Source organism: Blautia sp. HCP3S3_H10_2 (assembly GCF_052122375.1).
Lineage (GTDB): Bacteria > Bacillota > Clostridia > Lachnospirales > Lachnospiraceae > Blautia_A.
Window position 1 is genome coordinate 19,875 of the sequence record NZ_JBQKCL010000002.1, and the last position, 16,474, is coordinate 36,348.

Annotated in this window: 15 protein-coding genes; all 15 read right to left on the reverse strand. The window is 42.8% G+C overall.

Going from position 1 to position 16,474, the window contains the following annotated elements; translation table 11 throughout:
* Position 1: 1 nt before the first annotated feature.
* The 15 genes from ACTQWB_RS02155 to ACTQWB_RS02225 all read right to left on the reverse strand — a co-directional run bounded on the left by ACTQWB_RS02155 (position 2) and on the right by ACTQWB_RS02225 (position 16,464).
* The gene (locus ACTQWB_RS02155) at positions 2 to 1,603 is read right to left on the reverse strand and encodes a hypothetical protein (RefSeq protein ID WP_441500138.1); all 1,602 of its coding nucleotides are present in this window, start codon (positions 1,601 to 1,603) and stop codon (positions 2 to 4) included.
* Positions 1,597 to 2,310 (reverse strand): ABC transporter ATP-binding protein, encoded by a 714-nt coding sequence (locus tag ACTQWB_RS02160; protein WP_441500139.1) that lies wholly within the window; start codon positions 2,308 to 2,310, stop codon positions 1,597 to 1,599. Before ACTQWB_RS02160 ends, ACTQWB_RS02155 begins: the two co-directional genes overlap by 7 nt.
* A gap of 85 nt (positions 2,311 to 2,395) precedes the next feature.
* Entirely contained in the window at positions 2,396 to 3,289 is an 894-nt protein-coding gene (locus ACTQWB_RS02165; protein ID WP_441500140.1) for an ABC transporter permease, read from the reverse strand.
* Positions 3,286 to 4,200, reverse strand: coding sequence for an ABC transporter ATP-binding protein (locus tag ACTQWB_RS02170; RefSeq protein ID WP_441500141.1), 915 nt, complete (start codon positions 4,198 to 4,200; stop codon positions 3,286 to 3,288). Before ACTQWB_RS02170 ends, ACTQWB_RS02165 begins: the two co-directional genes overlap by 4 nt.
* A gap of 20 nt (positions 4,201 to 4,220) precedes the next feature.
* Complete coding sequence (locus ACTQWB_RS02175; RefSeq protein ID WP_441500142.1) at positions 4,221 to 4,517, reverse strand: hypothetical protein; 297 nt, start codon at positions 4,515 to 4,517, stop codon at positions 4,221 to 4,223.
* A gap of 347 nt (positions 4,518 to 4,864) precedes the next feature.
* Complete coding sequence (locus ACTQWB_RS02180) at positions 4,865 to 5,689, reverse strand: hypothetical protein (RefSeq protein WP_441500143.1); 825 nt, start codon at positions 5,687 to 5,689, stop codon at positions 4,865 to 4,867.
* A gap of 66 nt (positions 5,690 to 5,755) precedes the next feature.
* Positions 5,756 to 6,823: a DUF4428 domain-containing protein gene (locus ACTQWB_RS02185; RefSeq protein ID WP_441500144.1), complete on the reverse strand. Its 1,068-nt coding sequence runs from the start codon at positions 6,821 to 6,823 to the stop codon at positions 5,756 to 5,758.
* 148 nt (positions 6,824 to 6,971) lie between these two features.
* A complete protein-coding gene (locus tag ACTQWB_RS02190) occupies positions 6,972 to 8,192 on the reverse strand; it encodes a hypothetical protein (protein WP_441500145.1) in 1,221 nt (406 codons plus the stop codon).
* A 238-nt stretch (positions 8,193 to 8,430) separates the two neighbouring features.
* Positions 8,431 to 9,054: a response regulator transcription factor gene (locus ACTQWB_RS02195; RefSeq protein ID WP_441500146.1), complete on the reverse strand. Its 624-nt coding sequence runs from the start codon at positions 9,052 to 9,054 to the stop codon at positions 8,431 to 8,433.
* Positions 9,051 to 10,106 carry a sensor histidine kinase gene (locus ACTQWB_RS02200; protein ID WP_441500147.1) on the reverse strand — a complete coding sequence of 352 codons (1,056 nt, stop codon included), beginning with the start codon at positions 10,104 to 10,106 and terminating at the stop codon, positions 9,051 to 9,053. The genes ACTQWB_RS02195 and ACTQWB_RS02200 overlap by 4 nt, the downstream gene beginning before the upstream one ends.
* A 220-nt stretch (positions 10,107 to 10,326) precedes the next feature.
* Positions 10,327 to 11,313, reverse strand: coding sequence for a hypothetical protein (locus ACTQWB_RS02205; protein ID WP_441500148.1), 987 nt, complete (start codon positions 11,311 to 11,313; stop codon positions 10,327 to 10,329).
* On the reverse strand, positions 11,295 to 11,921 hold the full coding sequence (locus ACTQWB_RS02210; RefSeq protein ID WP_441500384.1) for a histidine kinase N-terminal 7TM domain-containing protein: 627 nt from the start codon (positions 11,919 to 11,921) through the stop codon (positions 11,295 to 11,297). The genes ACTQWB_RS02205 and ACTQWB_RS02210 overlap by 19 nt, the downstream gene beginning before the upstream one ends.
* Before the next feature lie 180 nt (positions 11,922 to 12,101).
* The gene (locus ACTQWB_RS02215) at positions 12,102 to 14,285 is read right to left on the reverse strand and encodes an NHLP bacteriocin export ABC transporter permease/ATPase subunit (RefSeq protein WP_441500149.1); all 2,184 of its coding nucleotides are present in this window, start codon (positions 14,283 to 14,285) and stop codon (positions 12,102 to 12,104) included.
* An 11-nt stretch (positions 14,286 to 14,296) separates the two neighbouring features.
* The gene (locus tag ACTQWB_RS02220) at positions 14,297 to 16,003 is read right to left on the reverse strand and encodes an ATP-binding cassette domain-containing protein (protein ID WP_441500150.1); all 1,707 of its coding nucleotides are present in this window, start codon (positions 16,001 to 16,003) and stop codon (positions 14,297 to 14,299) included.
* Positions 15,976 to 16,464: a cysteine peptidase family C39 domain-containing protein gene (locus ACTQWB_RS02225; RefSeq protein WP_441500151.1), complete on the reverse strand. Its 489-nt coding sequence runs from the start codon at positions 16,462 to 16,464 to the stop codon at positions 15,976 to 15,978. The genes ACTQWB_RS02220 and ACTQWB_RS02225 overlap by 28 nt, the downstream gene beginning before the upstream one ends.
* Positions 16,465 to 16,474 lie beyond the last annotated feature (10 nt).

The window sequence follows — 16,474 nt, forward strand, 5'->3', positions numbered from 1 at the left end:
ATTATAATGCGGCGAACCGCGCACATCCGGTGTTTTTCAGCCAACGGTAAAGCATAACATCTAGGATAAGATTTACTCCCACAAAGCAGCACATATAAACAGGAAATCCCAGCATCCATCCCGGCAGGAGCAGAAAACCGGCAAACAGCAAAACCGTGTAGCCCATGCCACCGAATAAAGTAAGCATAACTGGTGCGCTCTGCTTGATGGGCATAAGTTCATTTGTCCATGTCAGCGTCGGCATTTTCACGCCAAGCATCAAGCCGGACAGTGCAGCCAGCAGCGTGTAAGATACCGCAAAAAGGGCGATTACCAGAAGCCAAATTGGAGGCAGAGGATATATAATCGCTGTGCACGCAATACACAGCAGTAACGGCAGGGCTGTCAAAAGCATCTGCATCCGGATTTTTGCCCGTAAAATCTTCCACGTATCCACCGGAAGCGATTGCATGAGCCACAAGCTTTTTCCTTCCAGAGAGATAGAGGGTGCTGCCATAAAATTCATAGACACAAGGCCACAGAGTATCACGCATAGAAGAACGGGCACGCTGCCCGGAGTGTCCACAAACATGGCGTCCAGCATAGCAAAGAGGCTTTTTCCTTTCCACAGCACGGCAACTGCGCAAACCGGCATCAAAAAGGTGCCAAGACCGCAGTTGAGCATATAGCTGGGGCTGGCAGTGAAATGTGCCAGCTCTCTGCCCAGCAGTGCCGCATCAATACTCCGCTGCCGGCTGGTGGTTTCCCGGTATTTCCTGCGCTTGGTTTTCCCCGTGGAGGTTGCGAGGCTCAAAAAGCTGCGGGAAAGCAGCATCCACGTCAGGCCGAACAGGACGGTCATAACGGCGGCGACGATCAGCATTGCTTTTGGATTTCCCATACCGACGCTGCCGAACAGATATAGCGGGTAGGCACTGCTTTTGATCTGCGCACCGTACACTGCTGCATTGGCCAGTAACTCCTGAAGAATACTCTGCGCTTTGAAATACACAAAGTAGTACAGGGCAATAAAGGCTAGCGAGGCCAGTACGGCAATCACGCTCTTATGTTTGAGCTTCTGGCTGATTTTTGCTACAACCCAGCCAAGGACGCAGGAAAGCGTCAGTACAAAGACAGAAATCAAAAAAGTCAGTACCAGACCGCCCAAAAACAAAAATGGAGTAATACCCGCTATCACCCAGTAGACGATGACTGCCGGAAGAATCACAACGATAGAATACATCAGTCCCATCAGGTAGACGCTGAACAATCGTGCGGCCACCAGACTTGATACCGGAATCGGCATGGACAGCAGCAAATCATTATCCTTGGGCAAATACAGGCCCGCATAAGTATTGAACACGCTGCCAAAAGCACCCAGCAGCACGGCAATAAGTCCCATCAGCGCAAAATAGAGCCAGCTTAAGTTCGCCGATACCAAAGGTGCGCAGAGTTTTACAGAAAGAAAGGTAAAAATTCCACCTAGCAGACTGACAATCAACAGCGCAAACAAAGCAAAATACAGCGCTGTAGAAACTTTAGACCGCACTTTATTCTTCTTGGCATCGTAGAAATAGGGACTAAAAATCTCAAATAATTGCTTTTTCAGCAGAAGTTTCAGCATGATTCTCCCTCCAGTTCCAAGAATACATCTTCCAGAGAATCGTCTCCCTTAACCTCCTCCATGGTGCCGGAACGGATCAGCTTTCCTCCTTTGATAATGGCCACTTTATCACAGAGCTTTTCTGCCACCTCCAGGACATGGGTAGAGAAGAAAATTGCGCCGCCCTCGTCGCAAACTTCCCGCATCATCCCTTTGAGCAAATGGGAAGCCTTGGGGTCAAGGCCCACAAAAGGCTCATCCATCAGAATCAGCTTTGGCTGATGCAGCCACGCGGAAATAATCGCCAGCTTCTGCTTCATGCCGTGGGAATAGGCGGCGATGGGCTGCGCCAGATCGTCCGTCAGCTCAAAGAGATCGGCATATTTGCGGATGCGTGCCTTCCGGTCGGCGGCACTGACACCAAAAATATCTGCGATAAAGTTCAGGTATTGGATACCTGTCATGTAATCGTACAGGTCGGGGTTATCCGGAATGTAGGCAAAGCTGCGCTTACACTCCAGGGGCTGTGTCCGGATGGATTTCCCATCAATAAAGATTTCCCCTGCATCAAACTGCTGGATACCGGCAATGGATTTCAGGGTTGTGGTTTTACCAGCTCCGTTGTGACCAATAAAACCATAAATCTCACCGGGAGCGATATGCAGATTCAGGTCATCCACTGCTTTCTTTTCTCCATAAATTTTTGTTAAATGTTCAATTCTCAGCATAATTTTTCTCAGTCCTTCCCAAAAACTTTCCCTTATTATAATTTCGTTTTTAATAACGATTTCTGTAATAAACAGGCTTAAAATTTTATTTCCTTCTTTTTAGCCCTGTCAGAACGAAATAAATAATTCCCAACAGACAGATGCTTCCAATCATAATGCATACCATTTCTGTAGTCCCCATAACATTTCCTCGAAATACCGGATTACAGTCCAGGGAATCCGCAATCCCTGTTACGACTTCATCAGGGAATCCACTGCTTTTCATTTCTTCAAATACACCTCTTAGCATATGATTTTTCAAAAGGGCTGTACCATAAGTCCCTGGAAGGTAAGAGAGAAATTTCTGTAATCCTTTTCCAAAGTTGGATATGGGCATATAAGCTCCACAGATAAATCCATAACCAGCACTGACGATCGTTCCCACTGCGGATAACTGTCCCTGTGTTTTTAATGGATAGCAGAGGATCCCAGAAAGGACCGCACCAAATAAAACCAGCAAAACCACGTCCAGAATCAGTTTTAAGATATCTGTTTCAGACAAATACCAGCCCATTTTTTCAATGTAAAGAAGGCACATTCCAAGTGCCACTGCATTTACCATCAGAGAATTGCAGACTGTTGAGAGCAGGTAACTTATGTAAAGAACGGGCTTGGAGACAGGTGAGACATCAAAATCCCTCCTTGCTCCATTTGCCCGGTCCTGGATCATGGTCAGGTTCACACAGAAGGTTACGGTTACACAGGTAACAGCCAGAAGTGCTGCTCCCAGCTGTGCTGCCACAGTTCCATTAATGAGTTTTTCGGAAATCTGCATAAATTCCGGCAGGGATGAGGTAAAAGAGTCCCTGTAAACATTTGCCAGGAAGGTGGCATACAGTACAATCAGGATCACTGGCGTGATCAGTGAGGAAAACAGCATTCCTTTGTCCCGGAAGAACAGCTTCCGATTTCGGTTCATTAAAGCAAAAACAGTTTTCATTTCTCGTCACCTCCAAGCACTTTTCCTGTTGCCGCAAGAAATACGTCATCCATGCCGCCTTTTACCACCTCATAATCCCGGAAAAGCCCCCGGTTTGCCGCGATCAGCTCCGTTGCTTCCAGCGTGGAAGAGACCGTCAGCTGGTAGCCGTCACGGATTGGCTTATAAGGTTTTCCAAGAGATCTTACTTCTTCTTCGGTAACTCCATAAAGGGAAATGGTATCTTCCACATACTTCTCTTTTAATTCATGAGGGGTTCCTTCCGCAATGATGCTGCCTTTATCCAGAATGACCACATAACTGGCGGCGACAGCTTCTTCCATATAGTGGGTGGTTAAAAATACTGTCATATGTTCTTCTTCCCGTAGTTTTTCAATCACATGCCAGAGCGTTTTCCGTGTTTGTGGATCAAGGCCTGTGGTTGGTTCATCCAGAATCAAAATCTCCGGTCTATGGAGCAAAGCCCTGGCAATGTCGATCCGCCGTCTTTGCCCGCCGGATAATTTTCCAACCGGACGGTTGAGATAATCCTCAAATTTCAAAAGGCCGATCAGCTCTTTCAGACGTTTATCAAATGCCTTTCCGGTTATTCCATATAAGGCTGCCCTGCTTTTTAAGTTTTCTTTTACGGTAAGAGGCTTATCCAGTACACTATCCTGGAACACAATTCCAAGGAGACAGCCGATTCCCTTTCCAAGAGAATCATTTTCCATTCCGTTGATTTTCACAGTTCCGCTGTCCTTTTGCAGCTGACCGCAGAGAATGGAAATGGTAGTGCTCTTTCCAGCTCCGTTTACCCCTAAAAATGCAAACAGCTCGCCTTTTTTTACTTGAAAACTTAAATCCCGGACTGCTTTTACCGTTCCAAAGCTTTTGCTCAGTTTTTTTACTTCAATTACATTCTGACTCATAACACGCTCCAATTGCTCCTCTATTTTTTCTTATTCTTACCGAAAAAACTGTCAAAATTGTCAATGACAGTTACAATTGCCATCCCCACTAATGGTCCCATAGCGATCAGAATCCCTGTATGATCTCCCTTTTCCGGAACAAGTATGGCAATGACAGCTCCTGCCACAAAACCAATCCCAGCCCCGATTCCAATATGTTTTTCTTCCAGTGCCTGCTTCTTTGGGGAACATGCCCGGTCATTTCCAATACAGATCACGGCAACTGCAATGCCGCATATGATCCAGGGAAGTGCTGCAAGGATAAAATCCAGAATCATAATACTCTTCTCCTTTCCATTTCGGGATTCTTTTTTGGCGTTTCTTTTTTTCTTTATGAGAAGAGTATACTGCAATGTATAATACAGATATAGTTGTATATTATAGGAGAATGTGTCTATTTTATGGTACTTTACATAAGCCGATTCTAAAAAGTCTTATTCCATTATCTGGGAAAGTTCTATCTCAGATCACTCTCCTTTAAACATTCTTAATTATCATTATATTCTCATATATGATAATGTCAAGAACTGTTCAGGCCAATACAAATTATATTTCCTTTTTAGAAAAAAATACAGGGCATTACCTGCTTCTTCGCGAGAAGCAGGTAATGCCCTGTTCTGATACATCATTCTGTCACTTGCAGTTTATCAAAATAGATTCTGACTCCACTGTCTGTAGTGCCATCTTGTATATCGGAGTCGTCCGTATTTTCAGCCTCTGCGCTTTCGCTTGCATCTGAATTGCTGATGTAACACATTTTACCGTCATCCAGAAGCTGGAAATCCATAATGCTCATATCTACAAGTAATCCCATAGGAGGCTCTTCTTCATCTGCAGAAGGTTTTAAAGTCAGTGTATCTCCATTGAGTTCCGCTGCCAGGGAAAGTGTTGTTTCCTGTCCGCTTTCCACGATTACTGCATCTGCCTTACCGTCAGAAATGGAAACATGAAATTCCATTTCTGCCAATACCATCGGAAGCTGCATGCCAAAAGCATCCATAAGAGTTCCGTCCCACTCTCCTTCGAAATCCTTCATCTCAGGTTCCGCTACAGGTTTTCCTGGCTCATACGGAGTATATTCTTCTTTTTCCTGTCCGAAGATCATTCGCATATCGCCAGTGTCCAAACTGATTGTTCCATCTGAAAATTCTGCTTCAACACTTTCCCCATCCTGGGTGATGAAAAGCTTGTCATTTTCAATTTTCCAGTCTCCTGAGTTAGTGTTATCCTCCCCGAAGTCCATGACTGCATTTCCACCGTCTTTCAGATCAAGAATGCCATTCATTCCCATAGCTTCCGGATGGAAAGAGGCTTCGCCCATGGAAATCCCATTGAGATACCAGGTACCTACCACATCCTTCTCTTCCAGAGCATATACATTCACAGCCATTGCCCCTGCAAGTAGAATTCCACAGGTTCCTAACATCCATTTACTCATTTTTTTACTCATAGCTTCATTTCTCCTTTCTCTACTTTGAACTTTTTTGTAAATTCCAGAGCGTGTTTAAAAAAGTCTTTAAGGCCTTTTTGAGCCACAGCTCTCACAAAAATTTCCTAAATTTACCGCACCGCAAAAGGGACAATTCCAACTTTGCGTGACTGCACTATTCTGTACGGAAGTACTGGCCGGCATAGTGGCATTACCTGCAACACCTTCTGCCATTGCAGCTGCAAACGCCAGATTTTTAAGGTTTTCCAGAACTTTTTCGTCCGAGAATGGTGCGCCGCAGTGCTGGCATGTAGTGGTGCCGTTGTTGGGCCAGTTACAGTTCGAGCATACCCATGTAGTAAGTTTCAGTGCATCCGTAACCGCTTTTTGAGCAGCCGGCGAGGAAGAAAGTCCGGGAATAAGAGATGTAATTGAAAATGCCCCCTGCGTGGGCGCACTTGCCTGCTGTCCGTTCACCGCACCGGTACGGATATGATCAAGCAGATTGCAAATCTCATTACATGCTTCCCTAAAGCCCCGGTAGCAGGGATCATAAAGAGGCTGTTCATGGCGATCCTGAAAGAAGCTGTCGCCAGTCCATCTGATTGCTGTAGGCTGGAAAGGAATATGTACACGGCAGTCATTCAGCTTGAATTTCATTTCATTGAAATACGGATTGTTTACTGAAATAATAATGTTAAAATCGTAGTCATACTCATATCGCGGTGGGTTATAGCTCCGGCGAACAATTTTTCCTTCGCTGTCCTTTGTTTCCACCTTTAGTTCGGTACGGCTTTCATCGATGTCCATGCGGCAGCCAGTGATGGTCGAGAAGTCTAACACATCGGAATTGTCATCTGCTGGATTTATCGCCCTTGTAACAGTAAACCATTGGTGGTTTTCGTCAAGAAGCAACTTTGTTCGCTCTCCGAAGGAGCGGGTAGTCCGGAATTTGGCAGCCCGTTCGCGATTCGCCTCGCGCCAGTCAAGCTGCTTCTTGATTTCCGACACCGTACTGGTACGTCGCTCATTGAACCAAGGCGAGAGCTTTTGGGCGCAGCTCTTGCAGAGATTCCCATCTTCCAGTTTGCGATTTCCCAATAAACCGATCTTTTCACCACAAATATCACAATATTTCTTATCAAAAAATCCCATAGAAGCATTCCTCCTTTTCTAGTTGCTTTACATCATTGCTATCAAAAATATCATTGCACTTCACCAAGCATGACAAATCCAACTGTCAAAATCCATTGTTTTCAGTTCTGAATACACTTATTGTATTGCCGTCAATGTGGGTAGAACCTTAATATGGGTAGAACCTCAACGTTTCCGTTGAACCGGAAGTAAATGGCCAGAATGCATCACCTGACACATCTGTAATCGTCAACGTATTGTCTTCCAATACAACATATATTTCTCCAGAGCGTTGCCCATCCGGTGTATCAAGAAAAAACATATACGTTCCACAGGTATATTCTGCAGGATTATAAGCAAAATACGTTCCTGACCAGGTGGAAACACCATTTGACCATGGATCATCGAAGGAAAAAACCAATTCCCCCTCCACTCCACTTTCATCGGTCAAAAACTGAAGCGTATAAACCATATCTGTTCCATTTTCCTGCACAAGAACATCTGTCTCCCATTCTCCTTCCATTCCAAAAAGATACCCATTCTCTCTATTTGGATACTCAGATCCTGTTTTCCCTTGCAAGGAAGGAAGCTCTTTCAGATAATCTCCATGTACATACCCACTCAGACCGTTGTATTCAACATAATAGAATTTCTCTGAAGCTCTAAAGCAATTCCGTAAAATTGTTCCAAGCGGCACCCTGTCCACACATGTTGAATTCACATCAGGTTCCTGCCGCAGGGAAACCCATTCCTGACAATTTACTGCCTGCATAACACTTAAGCCAAACTTTCCATTGGTATCTCCATTGGCTTGATTTCTATATGTCATATCATAAACGTAAGGCTCTTCCCATGGCACATCTACACTTCCATCGTTGAGGTTGAGGCCTGGCTGCCATACCAGCACATTTCCCTGAGAATCCACAACTGTGATTTCGGTGTCTCTTATGATATCACTTGCGTTGCAGCGAAGAATAATCGGATCTCCATATTCACTCCGATACAATACATTTCCTGTTCTTCCAAGATAATCATCCGGTCCATCATAAACATATTCATTTACTGCCACAGATGCATTCTGATCAGAAGGGAAAATACAATAAAGCTCACTTCCATATTCAATTTCCACGATATGTTCATCTGGAATGTCTGATAAAAACGGAAACTCATTCATATTACCTTCGTCATATAATACCTGTTTCAAACAGTCTCTGTCATTTGCACTTCCATCTATATAACCAAGGAAAATTACACCGCAGATACTATTGGTGTCTAACAGTGTCTGCCTGTAAAGTCTTGTATAATTCCATACTGTGCTTTTTTCTGCCCGAACAGACACAGCAGGAATACAAAGCAGCAATACCCACAACATGTAAAATGTCTTTTTCATAAATATTATCCTCCCTCCTTTTTTCAGATGTCTTCCGTTTTTATAAAAAACATAGCCCCCTGTTGTTGTGAAATATAATCTCAGTCTTTATATAATGTATTATATCGTTTTTATAAAATTCACACACTCCCCATATGGGTGGGGTGGCACAAATCACATAACATATTATATGGGGAGAAATTTCCTATAATAACGCAAAAATCCTGCCGCCTTCTATGAAAGAAAGCGACAGGATTTTCTAAAACCCATTGATGATTAAATTTTTCTTTGTAACTGCTACTGCCAGTTTTGTTTTTGAGTCAAAATTCGTTTTCTGAAGCATATTTTTGATATGCCATTTTACTGTTTCCGGCGATATAGACAAAGTCTCCGCGATTTTTTTATAGGACTGGCCTTCTACTACAAGCCGTAGAACCTCTATTTCTGCCAGGGTAAACTCACTGCTTTTTGCGGTTCCGATCAATACTTCCGGAAGAGCATCTGGATAAATACTTTCCCCCTGCATGGTACGGTCCATAACCTCCAGTAATTCTTCTTTGCTGGCATCCTTATACCAGAAGCTGTCTGCACCTGCTTTATGTGCCCGGTCAATAAAACTGCATTCTGCCATAGAAGTAACAATGATCACTTTTATCTGAGGCATCGCTGTTTTGATCTTCTGGGCAGCAATCAGGCCGCTTGCATCGTTTTCTGTGCAGACATCCATCAGAACAAGATCACATCCACTTTGGCGACATATGGTTTCCGCCATAGCCGCATTCGTGATAGAACCTGCCAGAGAATATCTGCCGCTTGACTGGATATAGTTTTCCATATCCTCACGCGCCATTCGTTGGTCTTCCACAATAAGTACACTGATCATATATATTCCTCCATTTTGGGGATATTAATTATCAGGGAATATTCCGGAAAAGAACGGATACTGACAGTACCATTACAATTTTCCACCTTTTCTCGTATTGCAGACAGACCGCCTCCTTCCTCAATCTCCCTGTCCGGCTTCCTGCCATTATTTGTAATCACAAGCATCCACTCATGAATCCCGCTGCTTATATTTACATAAAGTTCCGTAGCCCCGGCATGGCGTACACTATTTGAAATCGCCTCTAAAAGAATCACATCCAGTAGTTTGGCTGCTTCCGGATCATCCAGGATTTTTCCAATATAAAGGACTTTTAATCCAAGAGCATCGGCCCTTTCCTGCACCATCTGATGAAGGGTCTCTGCCGTAGGTTCATTATCTTTTCTTAATAAGCTTAAAATCCTGTTCCATTGTGAAAGAAACGCCTCTCTGTTATCTTCAGAATCCTGCAGCAGCATACGATGTGCAGCCAGTACACTGTATCCAAGATCATCATGCACTCGCATTTTCATGGCCAGAGTCTCTTCCTCCCTGGTCAGTATCACAATATTTTTGGAAAGCTCTTTCATTGCCGCAGACATTTCCAGAAGCTTCCTGTTTTCTTTTTCCAGAAGCTGTTTGTTATGATATAATTCAGATACTTCTGAAATCAGAAATTGCAGGAACCGTTCCCCATTTTCTGCAATTATGTAATCTTCTGAAAATTTCCATACACTTCCATCTGAAAAACAATATGCCTGAAAATCAGGATCGTAAGACACACGGTTTTTAAGCGGATGTTCCAATGTTTCCCGAAGCTCTGTTTCACTTTGAATATCCCGGTCTGTCAAGTATCTGCTGATTCTGTGCATTTGTCGATTGAGCAGTACAGGCATCCCCTGTTCATCAAAGAATCCCACTCCACTTGGTAAGTTGTCCAGGCTTTCCTGAATCGCATTTACCTGTAAATGATTTTTCCCTTGTCTGAGAGCCACCATGATCTGTATTACGGCATATGCGCCCCCGCAAATTCCAGAGAAAACATAGACAATATAAGGAATTTTAAAAAGCATAAATGAGTTTTTCTCCCAATCATAGAGAAGATATCTCACGCGAAGACATGAAGCTGTGAAAAAAGTCCCAGTGAACAATGCAATATTTATTATGATACGCTTCCATGTCTGTTTCCAGATAATTTCATATATGATCAATAGAAAATATGCCAAAGCCGTCATCAGAAAAAAACAACCAAAATCATTTGAAATTCCAATGAATTATTTCCAAAAGATTTCATCATCTGTTTTCCCCTCCTTTTACAGAGAAAGAAAGTAACCATGTGTCATCAAAATCCTGTTCCGCTTCTGCATCATAGCGTTCGGCAATTTTCGTCAGGTTCGCTTCACATTCTGCACTTATGGATAACACCAGCTTTTCATTTTCCTGCTTCAGTGTTACAAAAAGTGCGGATAAACTCTCCAGTGATTCTTCAATGACTGCTTCAGAAAAATCATAGATTCGCATCGCAGTTTCACTTGAGATTATTTTCCCAGTCATTTGCGATAAAGAACAGGGATTATTTTCCCCTATCATAAGAAAGCCTGCAGTTACACCACTCAATTCCAGATTTCTTATGGTTTCCTGAAAACATAATTCCAGTTCTCTTATCGGTATGAAATAATTGTGTTCTGCAATAAATATAAGATTGCTGCGCCTTTTAATATATGCGCCGATGACAACAACCTTTCCCAGTATCTTTTTTCTTTGCTGCGCATTTTCTGCCAGAGAATACTCATCGATCAAGCTGCTCAGAAGAATAATCTGCCTGGAAGTCTGCTTCTGCATTTTATCATAGAGCTGATTCTTTACAGACAGCTTTGCCATCTGTTTTTTTGCTTTCAGATTTTCTTCTTCTATCACATTTGCATCTTTTAATTCTTCTTTCATGTCAGATAATTCTTGTAATATATCTTGCAGCTCTGACAGATTTTCTTTCCACAGCACATAACCGCCACAGATCGGTGCTCCTGATAAGCGGATTCCATTTTCCATCATCACTGGACTCTCCAGTGCACGATGTATGGTTTCTGCTTTGATTTCTCCGGAATTTTTTGAACGATAGCATACATTCCCGTCTGTGTCTATAATCTGTGCTGCAATAGCAGAGGATTCGAACAATTGTGTATATCCTGTATTGGAGGGAATCAGGCCGCACTGAATATAACTCTCGATAATCACGGCAAACAGAAGGCAGAAAGCAGCCGTCATATCCCTTGTAAGCATTTTCCAAAAAGGAGATCCAGACAATAAGTGATCGCATATAATACGGCCAGTCCATACGCACTGAAGGGAAATAAGAGCAGCTTTTTATTCCTGATTACCCGGCATTTAAACAAAATTATACAAACAGCCGCCAATGTGCACCCGATATCCCATGCAACAATCAAATAATATACTGGCCCATATCTGTATACGCCCACTTCATAAGACGCTACTTCTCCCAGTCTTCCATCTGGGAAAGAGAACACAAGTTGATGCAGATCGTTTGTTAATACCAGTGCTATCAGAATCAGCGCAACAAGAAACAGCAAGTATGTCCACCGTGGAAGCTGGTAATTTTCAGGTTGCCGCATGTGAAATGCCAGATAGAGACTGGCGGTTGGAATCATCAGCATTGGAATATAGTAGAGATACCAGCAATAGCGTAAGGCTGTCGGCAATTCATATGGCATCTGGTATTTGCACATGCGGATGAACATCCAGAAAAGCATCAGAGCTGCAATTAAGATCAGACAACGGCGTGTATTTGTTTGCATAATCCTCTTCTGAAAGGAAAATGCCCAGGCCGAATACAGTCCTATATAAATAAAAGGTCTTAAGAAGCAGCACATGGCATCAAGGTAAGGATTTGTAAAAGTCAAATTCCGAATTGCGATTGCGGTAATTACAGATAAAATTACCGCACTTCCCACGCATAATGTAGATTTCTTTTGCACGGTTCCCCTCCACTTTAAAGTCTTTTTGTAACAGCCTGTACTCTTAAGCTTTCAGCGTCTTTTTCTGTCCATTTTTCAGTTATCCAGCTGTTGCCTTTCTACCAGTTCTGCGAAAAATCCATTTTGGGCGATCAATTCCTCATAGTTTCCATCTTCTATGATTTTTCCATGATCAAATACAAGAATCCGGTCACATTGTTTAATTGTTGACAGGCGATGGGCGATGACGATTCTTGTACATTTAAGCCCGTCAAGGGATTCTGAAACTTTTTTCTGCGTCAGATTATCAAGTGCACTGGTAGCTTCGTCAAACATAAGGATTTTAGGCTTCGGGGCTATGGCCCGGGCAATCATAAGCCTTTGCTTCTGCCCTCCGGAGATACCGCCGGCTCCCTCTGCGATCATGGTGTGCATTCCCATAGGCATTCTCTGGATATCTTCTGCAATTCCTGCAAGGCGTGCAGCCTCCCAGGCATCCTCCATTGTAAGCCATGGAGCTGAAATTATAATATTCGAGTAAATGTCACCGGTAAAAAGCTTTCCATTCTGCATAACTACGCCAATTCTGCGTCTGAGGGATTTCAGATCAATCTGCTGAAGATCTTTTCCATCATAGTAGATTGCACCCTTCTGTGGTTTTTCGAAGCCAAGAAGCAGTCTCATAAGTGTAGATTTTCCACAGCCTGTCTTTCCTACGATCGCCACATACTGCCCCGGACGGATTTTTAAAGACATATCGTCTATTACAGGCGGCATATCATCCCTGTATCCGAAAGAAACATTATTTAACTCAATTGCACCAGACACTCTGGTAAGTACCTGCTTTCCTTCAGACACCTCCGGAACAGTTTCGAAAATAGGCTTAACAATTTCAAGAGTAGGCATTATCTTAGCCGTTGTCAGTGTGATTCCTGCAAGTGACATAAATGCACCTGACAACATACCATAAGCAGTGTTAAAAGCATAATAATCTGCAACTGAAACATTTGATTTTATAGCTGAATAATATATTACTATAGTACCTGCAAGAGAGATACCGGTACTGATCACCGTATTAATTTTTAGAAATAACGGAGGATTATATAGCAGTTTCGCCTCTTTTGCATATAAATTTCCCCATTTTGCAAATACTCTTTTTTCTGCACCTGAAAGCTTGATTTTCTGCACACCGGTAATGAGTGCATAAGTCAATCCATTTTCTTTACCGGACAGTTCCATCTGTTCTTTACTGATGCTCATCTGGACAAAGGAAGAAATGATTGAAAAAAGCACAGTCACAATTATGATGATAAATGCAGGAACCACAAGTGCAGGAGCAAACCGGAAGATCTGCGAAATATAAACAAGGGAAAGCACAGAGGTAAGTCCTGTAGTGAAAACAGCACTCACCAGCATTTCACAAAGAACATTGGTCTGCCTCGCCCTGCTTGCTAATTCACCGGCACTGTATTCCCTGAAAAAATCCGCCGGAAGTGACAGGATTCTCATCATAGTTGCAGCTTCCACAAAAAGTCCTAATTTTGTATTGATTCTTGCTGTAACCAGCTTATTCACTGCAGTAAGTAAAATACTGCTCACTGATACACAGACTGAAAAAATAGTGATTGCAAATAATAGTTTCCTGCTTCCGGAAGGAAGAACCTGTGAAAAAACAATGTTGTTAATCTTTGGAGTAAGCATCCCCACCAGAGTTACTGCCAGTGTAGCCATAACCATCATTACATAATCCGACGTAGAGAGGTTTTCAAATATATATTTCACAAGTGTGGAAATTCCCATTTTTTTCAGTGGAAACGGTTTGTAAAAAGCAATTGCTTCTTTTTCAAACAATTCTTGATTTTTTGAATTGACTTTCCGAGGCTTTCCAGCCGTGTAATCAAAATATGTATAGCCGGAGATTCTGCCCGGAATCAGTGCCACAACCCTTCCTGATTCTTTCAAAACACCAAGCATCGCACCGGTTGCATCCCTATACCAGCCTTTTTCCAGATATACAGTTCTTCGCATAATCCCATAAGGGCGCATCAGGTATTCAAGCTGTTCATTCATATCTGTGATGGAATCCGGCACCTCCCGGCTTTTTACATGATAAAATTTCATAATTTCATCAATTGCATCTTTCGTTACAACACGGTCATCCTTAAGCGCGGCAGAAACCCTTTTGCCCATAACCGCACCCGCCATATTTACAAACGAATCTGCAAAAGCATTATCATCATTTTCTTTTCTTAGTTTTATCTGTTCATCAAACCAGCCCAATGCTCTGCCTCCTATTCGTTTGATACCAGTCTCGTATACATTCCACCAAGCTTTATCAGCTCATCATGTGTACCACGCTCTACAACTTTTCCTCTGTCCAGCACAATGATCTCGTCACAATCACGGATTGTGGAAAGTCTGTGTGCCACAACAATGCAGGTGACTCCTCTGTCTTTTATGGATTTTACTACATCATATTCGGTTTTTGCATCCAGAGCACTGGTAGCTTCATCCAAAATAATGATCGTCGGATCCTGGGCAAGCGCTCTTGCAATCTCCAGCCTTTGGCGCTGGCCTCCGGAAAAATCTTTCCCGCCTTCTTTGAGTCTGTACTGATAACCGCCGTCACGATGCATGATGTCTTCATGAAGCTGGGCATCTCTTGCAGCCAGGATCATTTCAAAATCTTCTATTGAACTGTCCCACATTTTGATATTGTTGGCTATGGTATCCTCAAACAGAGTGATCTCCTGATCCACAACAGCAAGGGAACCGGTAAATACGCTTTTGTTTATCTCTGACATCTTTTTGCCGTCAAAAAGGATCTCGCCGCTCCATGGCTTATATAGTCCGCTGATCAGCTTTGACAGTGTAGATTTCCCACATCCTGATGCTCCTACAAAGGCAACTCTGCTTCCTGGTTTCAGTGAAAGATTAAAATCCTCGATCAGGGGCTCGGACAATCTGGAGTATCCAAACGTTATGTGTCTCAGTTCAATAGAACCAGACAGTTTTTTATATTCTTCATTCTCTGTGTCCTCATGAAATACTGATTCACAGGGATAATTCATCACGTCTTCCACACGTTCCATTTCAGTACGCATTTCCTGCAATGTCTGTCCCGCCGATATCAATGTGTTTGCCGGAGTCATAAATGATGTTAAGAAGCTCTGAAACGCCATGATCATACCCACTGTAAACTGTCCCTGCATAGCGAGAAATACACCTGTCATCAATACCAGCGTACTACATAGGGAATTACACAGCTGGGGTAAAATGCCAAGCATCTGATTCAGTTTTGCGAATTTCACCCGCCCGGTATTTACACCTGCCTGATATCCGGCCCACTTCTCAAAAAATCCATTTTCTGAACCACTTGCTTTTATCGTTTCGATCATCTCAATTCCCGAAACAGTAGTTCCTGCAAGCTTACCCGCATTCTGCATCTGCATACGGGAAATATTAATTCTCTTTCTGGAAATAATATTTGAAAATATAAGGTTTAAAATGATAGAACCTATACCCATTATGGTAAGAATAACGCTGTATCTTAACATTACCACAAGATAAAAAACCATCATTACTGTATTCAACGCCAGAGGTGCAAACGTATTTACAAAATCAGATGATATGGTTGCGTTGGTATTTTTCCGCAGCTGGATATCCCCAGCCATACGCTGTGAAAAAAAATCCATAGGCATATTGAATACTTTCCACATAAAAGTAGTGCTTCCTACCAGATCCAGCTTTCCATTGATTTTTAAAGAATAGACTACCTGAATCCACATGACGATGATCTGAAGCACACAAAGACAAGATAAGCCTGTCAGAAACGGAACCACCCATCCAGGATTTACTCCGGTTAACAATCTGTCCAGAAAAATTCTGGAAAATGCCGGATTGATGATTCCAATTAAAGCTGATATAAGAGTGGTCAGTACTACAAAAGCAATGGCTGTACCAGTTCCTTTCAGACGTTTCCTGGCATAGGAAAGCATGGAAGTACGGGTTCAAAGCTCTCTCCTGGTTCAAACATCAGGCAGATACCGGTAAACGACTGGTCGAATATGTCCATTGAAACAGAATACGCTCCTTTTGCCGGATCATTTATGTATGCTTTATTGCCCTTAAATCCATCTAAGACAACAAAATGGTTAAAATTCCAATGAATGATACAGGGAAATTTCCCTTCTTTTTTCAAAACATCTGGTTCATAACGGTATCCCTTTGCAATGAGACCATAATTCCTTGCCGCCCGCAAAATATTTTTGGCGCTGGAACCATCCCGGGACACTCCGCAATCATGTCTCACCTGCTCAAGGGGAAGCCATTTTCCATAATATGCAAGGATCATTGCCAGACTGGCTGCACCGCATTCCAAAGCTTCCATCTGCATAACCACCGGTACTTTTGCTGCACCTTTGGTGACAGGATGTTTTATATTACTTTTCCGACTCATAGATGTCACC

Coding starts and splice junctions, on each gene's coding strand:
- ACTQWB_RS02175 (WP_441500142.1), bottom strand. CDS start 4,517: ATGATTCTGGATTTTATCCTTGCAGCACTTCCCTGGATCATATGCGGC.
- ACTQWB_RS02220 (WP_441500150.1), bottom strand. CDS start 16,003: ATGCTTTCCTATGCCAGGAAACGTCTGAAAGGAACTGGTACAGCCATT.
- ACTQWB_RS02165 (WP_441500140.1), bottom strand. CDS start 3,289: ATGAAAACTGTTTTTGCTTTAATGAACCGAAATCGGAAGCTGTTCTTC.
- ACTQWB_RS02170 (WP_441500141.1), bottom strand. CDS start 4,200: ATGAGTCAGAATGTAATTGAAGTAAAAAAACTGAGCAAAAGCTTTGGA.
- ACTQWB_RS02225 (WP_441500151.1), bottom strand. CDS start 16,464: ATGAGTCGGAAAAGTAATATAAAACATCCTGTCACCAAAGGTGCAGCA.
- ACTQWB_RS02180 (WP_441500143.1), bottom strand. CDS start 5,689: ATGAGTAAAAAAATGAGTAAATGGATGTTAGGAACCTGTGGAATTCTA.
- ACTQWB_RS02160 (WP_441500139.1), bottom strand. CDS start 2,310: ATGCTGAGAATTGAACATTTAACAAAAATTTATGGAGAAAAGAAAGCA.
- ACTQWB_RS02210 (WP_441500384.1), bottom strand. CDS start 11,921: ATGTGCTGCTTCTTAAGACCTTTTATTTATATAGGACTGTATTCGGCC.
- ACTQWB_RS02195 (WP_441500146.1), bottom strand. CDS start 9,054: ATGATCAGTGTACTTATTGTGGAAGACCAACGAATGGCGCGTGAGGAT.
- ACTQWB_RS02205 (WP_441500148.1), bottom strand. CDS start 11,313: ATGCTTACAAGGGATATGACGGCTGCTTTCTGCCTTCTGTTTGCCGTG.
- ACTQWB_RS02185 (WP_441500144.1), bottom strand. CDS start 6,823: ATGGGATTTTTTGATAAGAAATATTGTGATATTTGTGGTGAAAAGATC.
- ACTQWB_RS02200 (WP_441500147.1), bottom strand. CDS start 10,106: ATGCTTTTTAAAATTCCTTATATTGTCTATGTTTTCTCTGGAATTTGC.
- ACTQWB_RS02190 (WP_441500145.1), bottom strand. CDS start 8,192: ATGAAAAAGACATTTTACATGTTGTGGGTATTGCTGCTTTGTATTCCT.
- ACTQWB_RS02155 (WP_441500138.1), bottom strand. CDS start 1,603: ATGCTGAAACTTCTGCTGAAAAAGCAATTATTTGAGATTTTTAGTCCC.